A 19,274-nucleotide genomic window follows, 5' to 3' on the forward strand; every position below is an offset into this window, starting at 1 on the left:
AAAGGAAGATTCCGTGTTGACGAAGCGCTTGCTTACTATATACATTATGTTATTAGGGTTGATTGCATGGTTTCCAGGTGCGGCACAAGCTGAGGAAAAACAGCCTGCTGTTCCCGCTGTTTTTCTTATGAAAACGATAGAAGGGGAGGACATCTCGATTCCGAATAAAGGGCAAAAAACAATTCTCCATTTTTGGACGTCATGGTGTCCGCCCTGCAAAAAGGAGCTTCCCCAGTTTCAATCGTTTTATGATGCCCATCCATCCGACAGTGTAAAGCTGGTAACGGTGAATTTAGTGAATTCGGAACAAAATCAGCAAGTCGTTGAAGACTTTATTAAAGCAAACAAGCTGACGTTCCCGATTGTCCTTGACTCAAAAGGGGAATTGATGAAGGAGTATCATATCATTACGATCCCAACATCATTTTTGCTGAATGAAAAGGGAGAAATTGAAAAAACAAAAATTGGCCCGATGACAGCGGAACAACTGAAGGAATGGACGGAAGAATAGCTGAGAGCATAGACTCTCAGCTTTTTTCATATAGAGAAGAAGTGAATAAACATTAATGATAATTATTATCAAAAAGAAATTAAAATAATTATAATTGAAATTCTCTTCGTGCGTGCTATAATAAAGGAAGACATCAAGAAATAACTGACGATAAAGCTGCCTTTTGGGCAGCGATTTTGTTTTTATAAGAGAAATGAAGATGATTTACGTTCTCAATTAGAGAGGAGAATTCGATATGAATGAACAAGTTATCGTTCAACGCGACCCGCATGAGCCATTGAAAACAGACAAGAGGGAAAAAAACTGGGCACAGCACGCGGAGCTTATTGCAGCACTTGTATCAGGCGCTCTTATTTTGGCAGGCTGGCTCTTATCCGGATATCAGGTATTATCCATAATACTTTTCTTGCTGGCTTTTGTGATCGGCGGATTTGCTAAAGCAAAGGAAGGAATCGAAGAAACACTCGAATCCAAAACGCTGAATGTAGAACTTTTAATGATTTTCGCTGCCGTTGGTTCCGCCTTGATCGGATACTGGGCAGAGGGTGCTATTTTAATATTTATTTTTTCCTTAAGCGGAGCTTTAGAAACATACACGATGAATAAAAGCAGCAGAGATTTAACGTCTTTAATGCAGCTTGAGCCTGAAGAAGCGACATTGATGGTCAATGGTGAAACCAAAAGAGTTCCGGTTTCAGACTTGCAGGCCGGTGATATGATTGTGATCAAACCTGGAGAACGCGTAGCGGCAGACGGTATCATTGAATCGGGCTCGACAAGCCTTGACGAGTCGGCTTTAACAGGTGAATCAATGCCTGTAGAAAAAAACACAGGCGACACTGTATTCACAGGAACGGTGAATCGCAATGGCTCCTTGACTGTCCGAGTCACGAAAGCAAATGAAGATTCGTTATTCAGAAAAATTATCAAACTGGTTGAATCAGCGCAAAATAGTGTTTCACCTGCGCAGGCTTTCATCGAACGATTTGAAAATGCTTATGTGAAAGGTGTGCTAATTGCGGTGGGGCTCCTTTTATTCGTCCCGCACTTTGCGCTGGGCTGGAGCTGGAGTGAAACCTTCTACCGCGCAATGGTGTTTATGGTTGTCGCGTCACCTTGTGCGCTTGTCGCCTCTATTATGCCGGCGGCGCTGTCCCTGATTTCAAATGGCGCCCGCAACGGTATGCTTGTGAAAGGAAGCGTCTTTCTTGAACAGCTGGGCTCAGTGCAAATGATCGCCTTTGATAAAACCGGCACTGTAACAAAAGGCCAGCCTGCCGTAGAGACGATCAGAATAGCAGAAGGATTCAGTGAAGCGGAAGTTCTTGAGGCTGTCTATGCCATCGAAACGCAATCAAGCCATCCGCTCGCCCAAGCCATAACGGCGTACGCGGAAAGCCGCGGCGTGAATCAGTCCGGCTACATATCTATAGAAGAAACCTCAGGGTTTGGCGTTATGGCAGAAGTGTCGGGTGCGAAATGGAAGGTCGGTAAAGCAGGTTTTATCGGCGAGGAAATGGCAGCACAATTTTTGAAACGAACAGCATCAGATGTCATTCAAAGCGGTCATACAATTGTATTTGTGAAAAAGGATGATCAAATAGCAGGCTGTATCGCACTGAAGGACCAAATCAGGCCTGAAGCAAAAGAGGTCATGGAAGAACTGAACCGACTTGGGATTAAAACGGCCATGTTGACAGGAGATCACGAAGACACGGCTCAAGCGATTGCCAAGGAAGCCGGCATGACAACTGTCGTGGCAGAATGCCTGCCTGACCAAAAAGTGAATGAAATCAAACGGTTAAAAGAAGAATTCGGAACGATTGCAATGGTGGGTGACGGAATCAATGATGCGCCGGCACTCAAAGCGGCGGATGTCGGCATTGCGATGGGCGGCGGAACAGATGTAGCACTTGAGACCGCTGATATGGTCCTCATGAAAAACGATTTGAAAAAGCTCGTAAACATGTGCCGCTTGTCTCGGAAAATGAACAGGATCATCAAACAAAATATCGTGTTTTCTCTAGCTGTAATCTGCCTGCTGATTTGTGCAAACTTTTTGCAGGTGATGGAATTGCCATTTGGCGTGATTGGTCATGAGGGAAGTACGATTTTGGTCATACTAAACGGATTAAGACTCCTAAAATAAAACCAGCAGCCCCATCAGGCTGCTGGCTTTTTATGTATCAAGCTTTCCCTTCATTTTTGTCTTTATCAGATCTTTTCATAACCAGGATGAGAGCGAGGATGCAGCAAAGGAAACCCGCTGCACAGCCTATGATAGAGCTGTAATAATAAAAGCCCACCATCTTCATCCCGATAAAAGGAGCGGAAATTCCCAAAACCGTTAAGAGCATAACTGCTTTTCGTCTGAAAAAATTCATCAGCAAACGGAACAACCCCCCTGCGATTGAACGTTACTGTCAGTATACAGGAAGAGGAGCAGGAAATAAAATGCATTAGAAAATGAAGGCGTCGTGAAAGGCAAACACCGGTAAAACCTGTTACAATGGAAGACAGAACAATGCATTGCAAATGGCAGGGAGGAACAAGAAGTGAATAGAATACAACGCGTCTCTTCATGGCTGAAGGAAGCGGGGCATACTGCCGCATTTATTCATACAAAAGAAAATGTTTTTTACTTAACCGGTTTTTACACAGAGCCGCATGAAAGATTAATGGGGTTATTTATTTTTCAAGAAGAGGAGCCTTTCTTTGTTTGTCCAGGAATGGAAGCAGGACAGGCCCGCAACGCAGGCTGGAATCATGAAATCATTGGCTATGCGGATCACGAAAATCCGTGGGAGCTGATAGAGAAAGCCTTGAAAAAGCGAAATATCAGCATACATACGCTTGCGGTAGAAAAGGATTCAATCTCGCTATCACGTGCAGAACAGCTGAAGCATGCGACGGGCGGGGCTCAATTTGTTTCAGCAGAAGAAACACTCAATCAATTTCGCCTGATTAAAGATGACAATGAGATTCGTTTGCTGAAAGAGGCGGCAAAGCTTGCAGATTACGGTGTTGAAGTTGGCACAGCCGCTTTGCGTGAAGGCATCAGTGAAGTGGAAGTGCTCGCTCAAATTGAGTATGAGCTGAAGAAAAAAGGAATTCAGGGCATGTCTTTCTCTACAATGGTTTTATTCGGAGAAAAATCTGGCCAGCCTCATGGAAATCCTGGTACAGCCACGTTGAAGAAAGGTGATTTTGTTTTATTTGATCTCGGTGTTATTCTTGATGGCTATTGCTCTGATATTACAAGAACGTTTGCATACAAAACCATCAATCCGAAGCAGGAGGCCATTTACGAGACTGTGCTTCAAGCGGAAAAAGCCGCGATTGAGGCAAGCAAACCCGGTGTGAGAATCGGAGATCTGGATTTAACTGCCCGCGGAATCATTGAAAAAGCGGGATACGGTAATTATTTTCCTCACCGGCTTGGGCATGGACTCGGAATTTCTGTCCATGAGTATCCATCAATGAGCCAGGCCAACGATACACTGTTGCAGGAAGGCATGGTCTACACGATCGAACCGGGGATTTATGTGCCTGAGATCGGCGGCGTGCGCATTGAGGATGACGTTCACGTAACAAAGGACGGAGCAGTTGCTCTGACCCAATATCCAAAGGAATTAATCATACTGCCTTAATAGAAATAAAAAAGGACTTTGTTCTCGACATCGTCCTTTTTTATCTGCATTAAATAAAAAAATCATCAAATGTTCGAAAGGGTTTAATTTCATGTTTTTGGTTGAGAGGTTTTACAGCAAGACAGCTGCCACCGAGAACAGTGAGACATAACCCAATTAAAATGAAGAAACCCATGTGATCTTCTCCTTTCAGCTAAAAACACAAAAAGATATCTGGTACGTCCATATCATATTGTATGAAACGCATTCCAGATCAAGGGGATTTAGAAAGAAGGGAATCTATGGCTAATATTAAAGACATTGCAGAAAAAGCCGGTGTCTCTGTTACAACGGTTTCCCGAGTCATAAACAATCATCCATACGTCAGTGAAGACAAACGAAAAAGAGTGTTTGAGGCAATGGAATCATTGGAGTACACGAGAAATATTCACGCTGTACATTTGTCGAAAGGATTTTCAAACATGATTGGTGTTGTCTTGCCGACGGTTAATCTGCCATATTTTGCAGAGCTGATTGCAGGAATAGCCGACGCAGCCGCGGAATCCGGGGTTCACCTCTCTTTATTCCAAACAAACTATGAGGTACAAAAAGAAATCTTTGCGCTGTCCCAATTAAAGCAGCGCCAGGTTGACGGCCTGATTTTTTGCTCAAAGGCGCTTGCTGATGAGAAACTCATGGAATGGGAGGGCCCGATTTTGCTTTGCCAGAATTCAGATAATGCCCGCTTCCCAACCATCAGTATTCCTCACCAAGAAGCATTTCGGAACGGCTTGGACTATTTAATTGCCAAAGGGCACAAAAAAATAGCCATCTGTTTGGCAAGAAAAAAAGGCATGAACAGCCATTTTCGAATCAAAGCCTACAAAGAGGCATTGGAAGAGATCGGCGAGGCATTTCGTGAAGACTGGGTAATCGAGAAAGCGATTACAATCAATGATGGGAAGGCGCTTTTTCATAAATGGAAAACGTGGAAGGAAAAGCCGACGGCTATTTTTGTTGCCAATGACCAAGTCTCAGCAGGGCTTTTTCTTGAAGCAAAGAACCAGCGGGTGTCAGTGCCGGATGAGCTTGCAATCTTAAGCGTTGATAACCACGAAATCAGCCAAGCGCTTGGAATCACAACGATCGATATTCAGACAAGGGAAATGGGAAAGCAGGCATTTGCTATACTGGAAAAAAGAATTCAAGGACAGCCGATTGAAAGGAAAGTTCTGGATTACCGTCTCATCGAAAGATCGACTGTTTAGTGAATGCATTGAAAAAAGGTTTGACGTGCATTCTGTTCGTTATGTACGATATGAGGTATTGAATGACAAAGGAGCTGAGGATCGTGAATGGGTCCTTCACAGTGAAAAAGGTACTGAATAATAACGTATTAATTGCTTCTCATCATAAATACAGCGAAGTCGTTTTAATCGGAAAAGGTATTGGTTTCGGAAAAAAACAGGATGATGTCATTAAAGATAAAGGCTACGATAAAATGTTCATTTTAAAAGACGAGAAGGAACAAAAGCAGTTTAAAAAGCTCCTTGACTATGTTGATGAAAAGCTCGTTGATATTTCAAACGATGTCATCTATCACATAAGCAATAGGACTAATCACTCATTAAATGAACATATTCACATTGCGTTGACAGACCATATCGCATTTGCGATCAAAAGGCAGCAGCAGGGATTTGATATGAAAAATCCATTTTTAATGGAGACTCAGTCACTATATCCTGAGGAGTACCAAATTGCCAAAGAAGTCATAGATATGATCAATGAAAAAGCGGGAATCTGCCTTCCTGAAGGGGAGATTGGTTTTATCGCTCTGCATATCCATTCAGCGTTGACAAACCGTCCGCTGTCCGAGGTCAATCAGCACTCTCAGCTCATGGCGCAGCTTGTCGAGGTGATTGAAGACTCATTTCAAATGAAAGTAAATAAGGAAAGTGTCAACTATTTGCGGCTGATCAGGCATATCAGATTTACAATAGAAAGAATTAAAAAAGAAGAACCGACTAAAGAACCAGAAAAATTAATGTTGTTATTGAAAAATGAATATCCGCTATGCTACAATACAGCTTGGAAATTGATTAAAATCTTGCAGCAAACATTGAAGAAACCAGTTCATGAGGCGGAAGCGGTTTATCTGACGCTTCATCTGTACCGATTAACCAATAAAATGTCATAAATTCAGTTTATCCTTATAACGTGTTACTGATTCGATCAGGCATGAGTGATTGAGGGAAAAAAACGGGAAGTTCATTCTCGTTCTTTTGCGCACCCAATTTTGCTCATGCCTTTTTGTTGTGTAAAAGGGCAAATGTAAACGGTTAAACTGGAAGACTTACGCCTGTGAATTCGTTGTCATGATTTTTAGCTGTAAGGTCAGACTAGTAAAAAGAGGAGGTCAATTCTTATGTTTAAAGCATTATTCGGCGTTCTTCAAAAAATTGGGCGTGCGCTTATGCTTCCAGTTGCGATCCTTCCGGCTGCGGGTATTTTGCTTGCGATCGGGAATGCGATGCAAAATAAGGACATGATTCAGGTCCTGCATTTCTTGAGCAATGACAATGTTCAGCTTGTAGCAGGTGTGATGGAAAGCGCTGGGCAGATTGTTTTCGATAACCTTCCGCTTCTTTTCGCAGTAGGTGTAGCCATCGGGCTTGCCAATGGTGATGGAGTTGCAGGGATTGCAGCAATTATCGGTTATCTTGTAATGAATGTATCCATGAGTGCGGTTCTTCTTGCAAACGGAACCATTCCTTCGGATTCAGTTGAAAGAGCCAAGTTCTTTACGGAAAACCATCCTGCATATGTAAACATGCTTGGTATACCTACCTTGGCGACAGGGGTGTTCGGCGGTATTATCGTCGGTGTGTTAGCTGCATTATTGTTTAACAGATTTTACACAATTGAACTGCCGCAATACCTTGGTTTCTTTGCGGGGAAACGTTTCGTTCCAATTGTTACGTCAATTTCTGCACTGATTCTGGGTCTTATTATGTTAGTGATCTGGCCTCCGATCCAGCATGGATTGAATGCCTTTTCAACAGGATTAGTGGAAGCGAATCCAACCCTTGCTGCATTTATCTTCGGGGTGATTGAACGTTCGCTTATCCCATTCGGATTGCACCATATTTTCTATTCGCCGTTCTGGTATGAATTCTTCAGCTATAAGAGTGCGGCAGGAGAAATCATCCGCGGGGATCAGCGTATCTTTATGGCGCAGATTAAAGACGGCGTACAGTTAACGGCAGGTACGTTCATGACAGGTAAATATCCATTTATGATGTTCGGTCTGCCTGCTGCGGCGCTTGCCATTTATCATGAAGCAAAACCGCAAAACAAAAAACTTGTTGCAGGTATTATGGGTTCAGCGGCCTTGACATCCTTCTTAACGGGGATCACAGAGCCATTGGAATTTTCTTTCTTATTCGTTGCTCCAGTCCTGTTTGCGATTCACTGTTTGTTTGCGGGACTTTCATTCATGGTCATGCAGCTGTTGAATGTTAAGATTGGTATGACATTCTCCGGCGGTTTAATTGACTATTTCCTATTCGGTATTTTACCGAACCGGACGGCATGGTGGCTTGTCATCCCTGTCGGCTTAGGGTTAGCGGTCATTTACTACTTCGGATTCCGATTTGCCATCCGCAAATTTAATCTGAAAACACCTGGACGCGAGGATGCTGCGGAAGAAACAGCAGCACCTGGGAAAACAGGTGAAGCAGGGGATCTTCCTTATGAGATTCTGCAGGCAATGGGTGACCAGGAAAACATCAAACACCTTGATGCTTGTATCACTCGTCTGCGTGTGACTGTAAACGATCAGAAAAAGGTTGATAAAGACCGTCTGAAACAGCTTGGCGCTTCGGGAGTGCTGGAAGTCGGCAACAACATTCAGGCTATTTTCGGACCGCGTTCTGACGGGTTAAAAACACAAATGCAAGACATTATTGCGGGACGCAAGCCTAGACCTGAACCGAAAACATCTGCTCAAGAGGAAGTAGGCCAGCAGGTTGAGGAAGTGATTGCAGAACCGCTGCAAAATGAAATCGGCGAGGAAGTTTTCGTTTCTCCGATTACCGGGGAAATTCACCCGATTACGGATGTTCCTGACCAAGTCTTCTCAGGGAAAATGATGGGTGACGGTTTTGCGATTCTCCCTTCTGAAGGAATTGTCGTATCACCGGTTCGCGGAAAAATTCTCAATGTGTTCCCGACGAAACATGCGATCGGCCTGCAATCCGACGGCGGAAGAGAAATTTTAATCCACTTTGGTATTGATACCGTCAGCCTGAAGGGCGAAGGATTTACGTCTTTCGTATCAGAAGGAGACCGCGTTGAGCCTGGACAAAAACTTCTTGAAGTTGATCTGGATGCAGTCAAACCGAATGTACCATCTCTCATGACACCGATTGTATTTACAAACCTTGCTGAAGGAGAAACAGTCAGCATTAAAGCAAGCGGTTCAGTCAACAGAGAACAAGAAGATATTGTGAAGATTGAAAAATAAGGGTGTTAGTACGCCGTGCTTGTCAGATGACAAGTACGGTTGTATGATATAATATTGTGAAGTAATAAAGCTTTAAGTTAAAAGGAGAATGATAAAAATGGCACAAAAAACATTTAAAGTAACTGCAGATTCTGGAATCCATGCTCGTCCTGCGACAGTTCTTGTACAAACTGCTAGCAAATACGACGCTGACGTTAATTTAGAATATAACGGCAAAACAGTTAACCTTAAATCTATTATGGGTGTTATGTCTTTAGGTATCGCTAAAGGCGCTGAGATCACAATCTCTGCTTCCGGAGCTGACGAAAACGATGCTCTTAACGCTTTAGAAGAAACAATGAAAAGCGAAGGACTCGGCGAGTAATGCAAGAATTAAAAGGGATTGGCGCTTCAGCCGGCATCGCGATTGCAAAAGCATACCGGCTTGAAGAGCCAGATTTAACGGTTGAAAAGAAAAACATCTCTGATTCTGAAGCGGAAGTAAGCCGTTTTGATGAAGCGATTGCACGTTCAAAAGAAGAGCTCGAAAAAATCAAAGAGCACGCTTTGAAAGAACTGGGTCAGGATAAAGCTGATATTTTTTCTGCTCACCTTTTAGTTCTCAGTGACCCTGAGCTTCTGAACCCTGTGAAAGAAAAAATCAGCACTGATTCAGTGAACGCTGAATTCGCTTTAAAAGAAACGTCTTCTATGTTCGTTACTATGTTTGAATCTATGGACAACGAATATATGAAAGAGCGTGCGGCAGATATCCGCGATGTAACAAAACGCGTAACCGGCCACCTGCTTGGCGTCGAAATTCCAAACCCAAGCATGATCTCAGAAGAGGTTATTATTGTAGCTGAAGACTTAACACCGTCTGACACAGCTCAATTAAACCGTGAGTTCGTAAAAGGATTCACTACTGATATCGGCGGACGCACATCTCACTCTGCCATCATGGCACGTTCTCTTGAGATTCCAGCAGTTGTTGGAACGAAAGCGGCTACAGGCACGATCCAAAACGGCGTGACTGTTATCGTTGACGGTATCAATGGCGATGTCATTATTGACCCATCTGCGGAAACTGTAAAAGAGTATGAAGAAAAACATAATGCTTATTTGGCTCAAAAAGCTGAGTGGGCGAAGCTTGTCAATGAACCGACTGTCTCAAAAGACGGACATCATGTAGAGCTTGCAGCGAACATCGGTACTCCTGATGATGTAAAAGGTGTTCTTGAAAACGGCGGAGAAGCAGTTGGCCTTTACCGTACAGAATTCCTTTACATGGGAAGAGATCAGCTGCCTACAGAAGATGAGCAGTTTGATGCTTACAAAACGGTTCTTGAGCGTATGGAAGGAAAATCAGTTGTCGTGCGGACACTTGATATCGGCGGAGACAAAGAGCTTCCTTACCTGCAGCTTCCTAAAGAAATGAACCCGTTCTTAGGATACAGAGCGATTCGTCTTTGCCTTGAAGAGCAAGAAATCTTCAGAACACAGCTTCGCGCGCTGCTTCGTGCAAGTACATACGGAAACTTGAAAATCATGTTCCCTATGATTGCGACAGTTAACGAATTCAAAGAAGCAAAAGCGATCCTTCTTGAAGAGAAAGAAAAGCTCGTAAAAGCGGGACAGGCTGTATCTGATGATATTGAAGTCGGTATGATGGTTGAAATTCCGTCAACTGCAGTCATCGCTGATCAGTTTGCTAAAGAGGTTGATTTCTTCAGTATCGGAACAAACGATTTGATCCAATACACAATGGCAGCTGACCGTATGAATGAACGTGTATCTTATCTGTATCAACCATACAACCCGGCAATCCTTCGCTTAATTACACTAGTAATTGAAGCAGCACACAAAGAAGGAAAATGGGTTGGCATGTGCGGAGAAATGGCAGGAGACGAGATTGCGATTCCTATCCTTCTCGGCTTAGGCTTAGATGAGTTCTCAATGAGCGCAACGTCTATCCTTCCGGCAAGAACACAAATCAGCAAATTGTCTAAACAAGAAGCTGAGTCATTCAAAGAGAAAATCTTATCTATGAGCACGACAGAAGAAGTTGTCGCGTTCGTAAAAGAAACATTCAAGTAATGTACAAAAACCAGACGGCCTCCGGCCGTCTGGTTTTTTTTCATAAGTAAGGGTATAGAAGGACACAATAACATGGCTAGGAGGGATAGTATGTCAAACCAATTTAACGCAGGAGATACTGTTTATGTGATCTACAGAAATCCGCACGCCGCCAATGTAGCCCACATAAAGGAAGCCGAAATTGTGCACCATCCATACCATGAAGGCGAGCTTTCCCTGTTTATTTATGAAACCTATCATCCGTTCGCAGAGGACGATGCTGTGTTTGCAAGCTATGAAGAAGCTAAATCGCTTTACAAAGAACTCTTTGATATTGATCCGTATGAGTAACAAGGAAATCATTACAACTCATATCCTTTCCGTCTAGTGAGAAAAGTAACGTTAGTAAAGGAAAAGGATGTGGCATCATGCAGAACCCATTTGTTCCGCAGCTTGTATATATAGAACCGAGGGCACTGGAATATCCGCTAGGTCAAGAATTACAAGAAAAATTTGAGAATATGGGCATTGAAATCAGAGAAACAACATCCCACAATCAGGTGCGTAATATTCCTGGGAAAAATCATCTTCAGCAATATCGCAATGCGAAATCAACTTTAGTTATCGGTGTCCGGAAAACATTAAAGTTTGATTCATCCAAACCCTCGGCCGAATATGCCATTCCGTTTGCAACAGGCTGCATGGGGCATTGTCATTACTGCTACCTGCAAACAACCATGGGATCAAAGCCGTATATCAGAACTTATGTAAACGTCGAAGAGATTTTGGATCAGGCAGATAAGTATATGAAGGAGCGCGCACCAGAGTTCACAAGGTTCGAAGCATCATGTACGTCAGACATTGTAGGAATTGATCATCTGACACACACGCTGAAGCGCGCCATTGAACATTTTGGCCAAAGTGATCTCGGAAAGCTCCGATTTGTAACGAAATTTCATCATGTCGATCACCTATTAGACGCAAAGCATAACGGGAAAACGAGATTCAGATTCAGTATTAATGCCGACTATGTGATTAAAAACTTTGAGCCGGGAACTTCACCTCTTGATAAGCGGATAGAAGCGGCAGTAAAAGTTGCAAAAGCAGGCTACCCGCTAGGCTTTATTGTTGCTCCGATTTATATTCATGAAGGCTGGGAAGAAGGATACAGACATCTGTTTGAAAAGCTTGATGCTGCTTTGCCGCAGGACGTTAGACATGACATAACGTTTGAATTAATTCAACACCGTTTTACAAAACCGGCCAAACGAGTGATAGAGAAAAATTATCCGAAGACGAAGCTCGAATTAGATGAAGAAAAGCGCCGTTATAAATGGGGCCGTTACGGGATCGGAAAATATATTTATCAGAAAGATGAAGAGCATGCACTTCGAGAAGCACTTGAATCCTATATTGATACCTTTTTTCCTAACGCGAAAATTGAATATTTCACTTAAACGGGCTGTTGTGATCAACAGCTCTCTTTTTATAAAAAGGATTTTTCCATTCCATCAAAACGCCGTAATTCAATGATTCTTTATCCTCTATATAATTGCTGACTACACGAATAGGTGAACGCCCGCAACGGAGGAGAAAGGACAGCACAGGGTCGTTTTTCCTGCCTTCCATCACATCTTCAACGTACTGAACAGCGCTGATCTCGTGTGCGTATTTATGATATAAAGGAATGCGGCCGCCGCCGAGAAGGCGCTCCAGTCTCTTATCAACAGTCAGCTCATACATCGTATTCATCAGCCATTTTCCGATTCCAAGCTTTCGATAATGAGGAGAAACAGAAATATCCACTACATATAAAGTATTTCCTTGAGGTTCATGGTTTTTAATCGATCCGTTGTCTGTTGCTTGTGCCCATGTATGATCAGGAGATTCAGGCTCAAATTGTACAATAAGAGCAGTCATGGAACCGACAATTCTGCCATTGATAAACGCGCATAATGCGCCTTCCGGAAAGGTTTTGATATGGCTGTCAAGCTGGTCCTCTGACCACAGCAATTCCTGGGGAAACGGAGGAGGGAAACATTCTTTTTGAAGAGAAATCAGCCTCTCGATGTCAGTCTCAGTGTAGTTTCTGATGGTCAGAGCCTCAAATTTTCTGCCGTTGTGCACATACATTTGTTTTAGTATGATCATCACTCTCCTTATGTTGTTTCATTATAAAGAAGATTAAATTTTTAGTAAATATATTCCGATTTTCTTATAATTTATTTTTTGATTATTCATTTTTCAAACAAAAGGGCCGATATAGAAATTAGGAGGGGATTGGTTTGTTTAAAAAACTTCACATGAAGATTGCTGTTTTTGTTTCGATTATGTTAATCGTCACAGTTGTTCTTTTAATGCTGTCTTCTTATTTGACGCTAAAACCGATGATTACAGAGGATGGGAAAAATACAACTCAAAACGTGACGCAGTCACTTGAACAAAATATTGAATTGCAATTAAAGAGTTATGCCATTTCGTTATCAAGATTGGCTAATGGGGAATTAACGCATACATTTGTAACGAAACCAAGTAAAGAAGCTGCTCGGCTGTTTCACGATGACATTAAGCAAATCAAAGATAACGATGATTATGTTGCGATGGCTTACATAGGCACCGCAAAAAAAGAAATGTTTACATATCCAAAAGCGGATTTCGCTGAGGATTATGATCCAACATCAAGACCGTGGTATAAGCTTGCAGCTGAAACCCCGGATCAAGTTGTTTGGACGGAACCTTATAAAGATGTCGTGACTGGAGATATGATTGTTACTGCATCGAAAGCAATCTTAGACGGGCAAAAAGTGATAGGGGTTGCCAGCTATGACTTGAAACTCTCTGCTATCCAGAGTATGGTCAATAAACAAAAGGTGCCTTACAATGGATTTGCCTTTTTAGCTGATGAGAGCGGCAATCTTTTAGCCCATCCGTCAAATCAAGGAAAAAATATATCAAAGGATCAAACACTGCAAACCATCGCATCCGAGAAACAAGGGATACAAGATGTGAATGGGAAAATGGTTGTGTACCAAACGATTGGCGAAACGGGCTGGAAGGTCGGAACGCAATTTGATACCGATCAATTAATGTGGATTTCAGATAAAATGAATCGGGCAAATCTTTGGATATCATTGATTGCGCTTATCATAACAATTATTCTCAGCTACCTCCTGGCCAAAACGATAACCGGTCCGATACAGCAGCTGATCGCAAAAACGAAAGCTGTTTCCGCAGGCGATTTAACAGTGCGCGCGGAATCAAAATCCAAGGATGAAGTCGGTATTTTAACAAGAGACTTCAATCTGATGGTTGAAAATATGAAGGAGATGGTTGAGCAAGTGAGACTCTCTTCAGGGAAAGTATCTGACACCTCTGAACAATTAACGGCTGTCTCTGCCGAAACAAATGAAACAAGCGGACAAATTGCAAAAGCGATTGAAGAAGTAGCCGCAGGGGCATCGGAACAGGCTTCTGAAGTTGAAACCATTAATGAAAAATCGGAAAGCCTGTCAACGAAAATCAGGCAAATCGCTGAGGAGGCAGGCGGAATTAAAGAACGCTCAAAATCGTCCGAGGATGCAAGCTATAAAGGACTTGACGCGCTCGGCCAGCTGCTGATGAAATCAAACGAAGCCAATATGGAAACGAAAAAGGTTGAAACGATGCTGCTGGATTTGGAAAATCAAACTAAGAATATTGAAGAAGTCGTTACAGCGATTTCAAACATATCTGATCAAACCAACTTGCTTGCCTTAAATGCCAGTATTGAGGCAGCCAGAGCCGGAGAAAGCGGGCGCGGTTTTGCCGTCGTAGCCGATGAAGTGCGGAAGTTAGCTGAGCAATCAGCCCTTTCTACAAAGCATATCAGCGAGACTGTGAAGCTTATCCAGCTTGAGACAAAAGAGGCCTCTCACGCGATGGTTGAGGCAAGCAGAATGAATGATGAACAAAACAGTGCAATTCACGAAACTGGAGAGGTATTAAATACGATAACTGCAGAAATGCAGTCACTGGTACAAGGTATTGATCACATTTACGCGGAAATTCAAAGAATGAGTGAAGAACAGCTTGCGATTTCTGAAGCTATTCAAAGCATTTCAGCCATATCACAGGAATCAGCTGCCGCAGCAGAGGAAGTGAACGCATCAACCGATGAACAGCTAGTCACCCTTGATAAAGTCAAACACTCAACGGAAACACTAAAACATGCAAGCCAAGAGCTTATGAACACAATTGCAAAATTCACATTGTAATCCAATTACATCCCCAAACATCATTTGTTTTGGGGATTTTTTATTTTATAAGATGAATAGATATGGTAGTCTAAAAAATGAAGGAAAAATGATAAATTTTAACTAAAATCAAAACGAAACATCTGGGAGGAATGACCTTGAAAAAAACAATTGGTTTTATCGGTCTTGGAGTGATGGGAAATAGCATGGCATCACATATTCTGAATGACGGCCACCCTGTTTTGGTGTACACCCGGACAAAAGAAAAAGCAGAAAGCATACTTCAAAAAGGCGCGATCTGGAAAGATACGGTCAAAGATCTTTCGAACGAAGCGGATGTTATCATCACAATGGTCGGCTATCCCAGTGATGTTGAAGAAGTGTATTTCGGAAGCAATGGAATTATTGAAAACGCAAAAGAAGGCGCATATCTTATTGATATGACGACATCTAAGCCTTCGCTTGCGAAGAAGATTGCTGAAGCGTCCAAAGAAAAAGCATTGTTCGCTTTAGACGCTCCTGTTTCCGGTGGAGACGTCGGTGCACAAAACGGAACACTCGCGATTATGGTCGGTGGAGAAAAAGAAGCTTTTGAAGCCTGCATGCCGATTTTCTCTTTAATGGGAGAGAACATTCAGTATCAAGGACCGGCTGGAAGCGGACAGCATACCAAGATGTGCAATCAGATTGCAATTGCAGCCGGTATGATCGGTGTTGCTGAAGCGATGGCTTATGCCCAAAAATCAGGCCTAGAGCCGGAAAATGTTCTGAAAAGCATCACAACGGGCGCAGCCGGAAGCTGGTCATTGTCAAATCTTGCTCCCCGTATGCTGCAAGGCAACTTTGAACCGGGATTTTATGTGAAGCATTTTATTAAGGATATGGGAATTGCACTAGAGGAAGCAGAATTAATGGGGGAAGAAATGCCAGGCTTGTCGCTCGCAAAATCCTTATATGACAAGCTCGCTGCACAAGGTGAAGAAAACAGCGGTACACAGAGTATCTATAAGCTCTGGGTGAAATAAAAAAAGATTGCCTGTACGAAACAGGCAATCTTTTTTTATTATTTTCCGATGAATTGTTGTGTCCAGATGCTTCCAGACTCAACGTAGCCAACACCGATGTGAGTAAAGTTAGGGTTTAGAATGTTTTTTCTGTGTCCTTCACTGTTCATCCAAGCTTTTACTACTTCTTCAGGTGTCTTTTGGCCCTTAGCAATGTTTTCACCTGCTGTTTTGTAGCTGATTCCGAAAGATTTCATCATATCAAACGGTGAGCCGTAAGTTGGGCTTTGGTGATCAAAGTAGTTTTTGTCTTTCATATCCTGAGATTTTGCGCGTGCGGATTTGCTTAACGTTTCATCAATTTGAAGCGGTTTTAAGCCTTGTTTTTGTCTTTCTGCATTTGTAAGCTCAACAACTTTTTTCTCATATGCACTTACAGATGAAGGTGCAGATGTTGTTGTGTTTGTTTTTTCAGCAGTTGCGGGTGCTTTAGAAGCAGTGTTTTGATCAGCAGCTGCTTTTTCAGTAGTCTTTTGTGCAGGTTTTGCCGTTTCTGTCTTTTGAACATCCTGAACTTTCACGTTAGATTGCTTCGCATGTTTTTGAAGAAGCTGTTTAATCTCTTTTTCGTTTGCAGCGTTTAACGTTTTGACATTTGTGTTAATATGCAGTTTTTTCACTGCATCGTTAAGTGACATGTTTTGTACTGTGTTCCCCGTTTTTACTGTAACCACAGGCTGGCAGGAGAGTTCTTTCGCTGATGCTTGCTGTACGCCCCCGAATGTGAATAATCCAACCGCAGCGGCAGCAGATAAAATAAATGCTTTCTTCATTAGTTCGTAACCTCCTAGAGTTGTTTGTTTCTACAGAAAAATCATAACATAGCTTTTTTGTCATAAAGATTCCAGCACTTTCCTTTGACAAATAGAGATTGTCATTTTCGTAAAGTAAATCCGTTGAATCACTAAGAATAAGGGAATCATCGGTATATATGATTTTATCGTACCGTTACATAGCTTCCTTTTTTTTGAACCGTTAGTTATATTTTAATGTGTTTTTATATTGACAGCTTTTTTTACTCCTTTTCGCTGTAACAACTATTACAAAGGTGTTACAATTAATCTCAGTATATGTAAATATATTGAATGATTTGAGAGGGGTAACCAGAAGTGACTGAAATAGGACGTGAACCAAAGAAAAAGAGCAAAGGAAACAGAGCAATCAGAATGAATCTTTTTTTCCTAGCTGTCTTTGTTCTATTCACTGCATTAATTTTTAAGCTCGGGGTTGTTCAAATTGTTGAAGGCGAACAGCATGAAGAAGACGCTGAGAAATCAAATGCAAAAACAGCTTACTATCCTGCGCCTCGCGGGAAGATGTACGACAGAAACCAGAAAGTTGCTGTCGACAACCAGAGCGTTCCAGAAATTGTGTATGTATCAACATCTAGCACAAAAACAGAAGATAAAATCAAAACAGCGAAGCGGCTTGCTTCTTTCATTCATATTGATACCGAATTTTTGAAGGAAAGGGATCTTCGTGATTACTGGATCGCAGCTCATCCGAAAAAAGCCGCCGCTCTGCTTAAGGAATCAGAAAGCAATCTGAAAGGAGACCAGGCTTACAAGCTTCAAATAGAGCGTGTTCCAGATCAAGAATTAAAGGCTATTCAGCAAGATGACGAAGAAATGGAAACTGCTGCGATATATACAAGGTTTTCAAGCGGAAATGCTTACGAACCTCAAATCGTAAAGGCAATGAATCCAAATAAGAGCAATAGCAATGGAAAAAACGGAGCGCTGCTTGATGAGAAGAAAAACTCCTCGCAAAGACCAAAAAATGACTTAACATATGATGAAATTTCCATTGTTTCTGAGCATTTAGAAGAACTTCCGGGAATCGATATCGTAAACGATTGGACACGAAAATATCCTTATGACAAAACCCTTTATTCTGTTTTCGGGGGCGTCACGACACCTGATCAGGGCCTGCTGAGCGACCGGAAAGATTTCTACTTAACAAGAGGCTATGCGAATAATGACAGGGTGGGAAAAAGTTATTTAGAGTATCAATATGAAGAATATTTAAATTCGCATAAAGAAAAAGTGGAATACGTAGAAGATAATAAAGGAAATGTCGTCAGCCAAAAAACCATTGATAAAGGCAGCAGGGGATACGATCTTCAGCTTTCTTTTGACATGGAGCTTCAGGCAAAGGTAGAAAAGATCATTGAAGAAGAAGTAAGAAACAGCCGTGCACGCGGAAATTACATGCTTGACAGAGCCTTTGTCGTGATGATGGACCCGAATAACGGCGATATTTTATCGATGGCAGGGAAAAAGATAGATTTAAAAACCAACAAAATTGAAGATTATGCTATAGGGGCATTTACCACCCAATATGAAATGGGATCAGCAGTAAAGGGGGCCACCGTGCTAGCCGGCTATCAGGACGGGATCCCGCATTATAAATATTTTGTTGATACACCTCTTTATTTAGCAGGATACGGTAACAAACCGAAGAAATCCTACATGAACATGGGAACCATCAATGAATTAACCGCTCTGCAAAAAAGTTCAAACGTATATATGTTTAATGTTGCCATGCACATTGCCGGTGTCACATACAAGCCGTATGGACCTCTTCCTGCTGACCAGAAGGATTTAAACAAAATGAGAAATTACTACAGCCAATTTGGCCTGGGAGTAAAGACAGGTATTGATCTTCCGCAGGAATCAGCCGGAATGCAAACTACACCTGATGCGGTAGGGGGGTTAATTTTAGACTTGGCCATTGGACAATACGATACATATACACCGCTTCAAATGGCACAGTACATCTCATCAATTGCCAATGGGGGGTACCGCATTCAGCCAAGAATTGTTACAAGTGTTCATGAGCCCAGCAAAAAAGAAGGCCTTGGGAAGACCATTGAACAAAGAAAGCCAAACATTCTCAACAAAATTAACAACTCAGAAAGTGACATTCAGCAGGTGAAGACTGGAATGAAGCTAGTTACCACTTCGGGAACAGCTAGAAATACGTTTGCAGAGGATGTTTCCGGAAAAACAGGAACTGCTCAAACATTTTATTACGGAACAAATCGTAATTGGTGGGGAAAAAGCACGTACAATCTAACATTTGTCGGCTATTATCCATCAAAAAATCCAAAAGTAGCATTCAGTGTTGTTGTCCCTTCTGTTGCGAACGACCACGACCCGATCAACAAACTCATTGCCAAAAGAGCTATCCATGCCTACGCAGAGCTCGAAAAAAAACACAGTAAAAAATAAAAAACAGGGTGCACAACTAAAAGAT

Annotated in this window: 16 protein-coding genes; 13 read left to right on the top strand and 3 right to left on the bottom strand. The window is 42.2% G+C overall.

What is annotated here, in order from left to right; all coding sequences use genetic code 11:
• Positions 1-13: 13 nt before the first annotated feature.
• Together stoA and pfeT are read left to right on the top strand one after the other, a co-directional pair.
• Positions 14-511 (top strand): sporulation thiol-disulfide oxidoreductase StoA, encoded by a 498-nt coding sequence (stoA, locus tag NYE49_RS07585; RefSeq protein WP_003245444.1) that lies wholly within the window; start codon positions 14-16, stop codon positions 509-511.
• A gap of 235 nt (positions 512-746) precedes the next feature.
• Positions 747-2,660 carry a metal-transporting ATPase PfeT gene (pfeT, locus tag NYE49_RS07590; RefSeq protein ID WP_047182538.1) on the top strand — a complete coding sequence of 638 codons (1,914 nt, stop codon included), beginning with the start codon at positions 747-749 and terminating at the stop codon, positions 2,658-2,660.
• A gap of 37 nt (positions 2,661-2,697) precedes the next feature.
• Here pfeT and NYE49_RS07595 read toward each other — a convergent pair whose 3' ends face one another.
• A complete protein-coding gene (locus NYE49_RS07595) occupies positions 2,698-2,901 on the bottom strand; it encodes a hypothetical protein (RefSeq protein WP_014476643.1) in 204 nt (67 codons plus the stop codon).
• 165 nt (positions 2,902-3,066) lie between these two features.
• Here NYE49_RS07595 and papB point away from each other — a divergent pair, with 165 nt between their 5' ends.
• The 8 genes from papB to splB all read left to right on the top strand — a co-directional run bounded on the left by papB (position 3,067) and on the right by splB (position 12,177).
• Positions 3,067-4,161 carry a di/tri-peptidase gene (gene papB, locus NYE49_RS07600; protein WP_047182539.1) on the top strand — a complete coding sequence of 365 codons (1,095 nt, stop codon included), beginning with the start codon at positions 3,067-3,069 and terminating at the stop codon, positions 4,159-4,161.
• A 281-nt stretch (positions 4,162-4,442) separates the two neighbouring features.
• On the top strand, positions 4,443-5,408 hold the full coding sequence (locus tag NYE49_RS07605; protein ID WP_014479644.1) for a LacI family DNA-binding transcriptional regulator: 966 nt from the start codon (positions 4,443-4,445) through the stop codon (positions 5,406-5,408).
• A gap of 62 nt (positions 5,409-5,470) precedes the next feature.
• Positions 5,471-6,337 (top strand): ptsGHI operon transcription antiterminator GlcT, encoded by an 867-nt coding sequence (gene glcT, locus NYE49_RS07610; RefSeq protein WP_047182540.1) that lies wholly within the window; start codon positions 5,471-5,473, stop codon positions 6,335-6,337.
• Positions 6,338-6,565: 228 nt separating this feature from the next.
• Positions 6,566-8,665: a PTS glucose transporter subunit IIABC gene (gene ptsG / locus NYE49_RS07615; RefSeq protein WP_003244661.1), complete on the top strand. Its 2,100-nt coding sequence runs from the start codon at positions 6,566-6,568 to the stop codon at positions 8,663-8,665.
• A gap of 97 nt (positions 8,666-8,762) precedes the next feature.
• Positions 8,763-9,029: a phosphocarrier protein HPr gene (locus tag NYE49_RS07620; protein WP_003154654.1), complete on the top strand. Its 267-nt coding sequence runs from the start codon at positions 8,763-8,765 to the stop codon at positions 9,027-9,029.
• On the top strand, positions 9,029-10,741 hold the full coding sequence (gene ptsP / locus NYE49_RS07625) for a phosphoenolpyruvate--protein phosphotransferase (RefSeq protein WP_003218638.1): 1,713 nt from the start codon (positions 9,029-9,031) through the stop codon (positions 10,739-10,741). Before NYE49_RS07620 ends, ptsP begins: the two co-directional genes overlap by 1 nt.
• Before the next feature lie 90 nt (positions 10,742-10,831).
• The gene (gene splA, locus NYE49_RS07630; RefSeq protein WP_003218644.1) at positions 10,832-11,071 is read left to right on the top strand and encodes a splAB operon transcriptional regulator SplA; all 240 of its coding nucleotides are present in this window, start codon (positions 10,832-10,834) and stop codon (positions 11,069-11,071) included.
• Positions 11,072-11,148: 77 nt separating this feature from the next.
• On the top strand, positions 11,149-12,177 hold the full coding sequence (gene splB, locus NYE49_RS07635) for a spore photoproduct lyase (RefSeq protein WP_003232425.1): 1,029 nt from the start codon (positions 11,149-11,151) through the stop codon (positions 12,175-12,177).
• Here the strand turns inward: splB and NYE49_RS07640 are convergent.
• Positions 12,170-12,871: a GNAT family N-acetyltransferase gene (locus tag NYE49_RS07640; RefSeq protein ID WP_041517836.1), complete on the bottom strand. Its 702-nt coding sequence runs from the start codon at positions 12,869-12,871 to the stop codon at positions 12,170-12,172. The two genes, splB and NYE49_RS07640, sit on opposite strands and share 8 nt — an antisense overlap.
• 134 nt (positions 12,872-13,005) lie before the next feature.
• Here NYE49_RS07640 and mcpC point away from each other — a divergent pair, with 134 nt between their 5' ends.
• Positions 13,006-14,973 (top strand): methyl-accepting chemotaxis protein McpC, encoded by a 1,968-nt coding sequence (mcpC, locus tag NYE49_RS07645; RefSeq protein ID WP_015383527.1) that lies wholly within the window; start codon positions 13,006-13,008, stop codon positions 14,971-14,973.
• Positions 14,974-15,110: 137 nt separating this feature from the next.
• Positions 15,111-15,977, top strand: coding sequence for an NAD(P)-dependent oxidoreductase (locus NYE49_RS07650; RefSeq protein WP_047182541.1), 867 nt, complete (start codon positions 15,111-15,113; stop codon positions 15,975-15,977).
• Between the two features lie 38 nt (positions 15,978-16,015).
• Here NYE49_RS07650 and NYE49_RS07655 read toward each other — a convergent pair whose 3' ends face one another.
• Positions 16,016-16,789: a CAP domain-containing protein gene (locus NYE49_RS07655; protein ID WP_015383529.1), complete on the bottom strand. Its 774-nt coding sequence runs from the start codon at positions 16,787-16,789 to the stop codon at positions 16,016-16,018.
• Positions 16,790-17,125: 336 nt separating this feature from the next.
• Here NYE49_RS07655 and NYE49_RS07660 point away from each other — a divergent pair, with 336 nt between their 5' ends.
• Entirely contained in the window at positions 17,126-19,249 is a 2,124-nt protein-coding gene (locus NYE49_RS07660) for a penicillin-binding protein 2 (RefSeq protein ID WP_047182542.1), read from the top strand.
• Positions 19,250-19,274 lie beyond the last annotated feature (25 nt).

Source organism: Bacillus sp. FSL L8-0358 (genome assembly GCF_038593095.1).
In the GTDB taxonomy this organism is placed as follows: Bacteria; Bacillota; Bacilli; order Bacillales; family Bacillaceae; genus Bacillus; species Bacillus subtilis.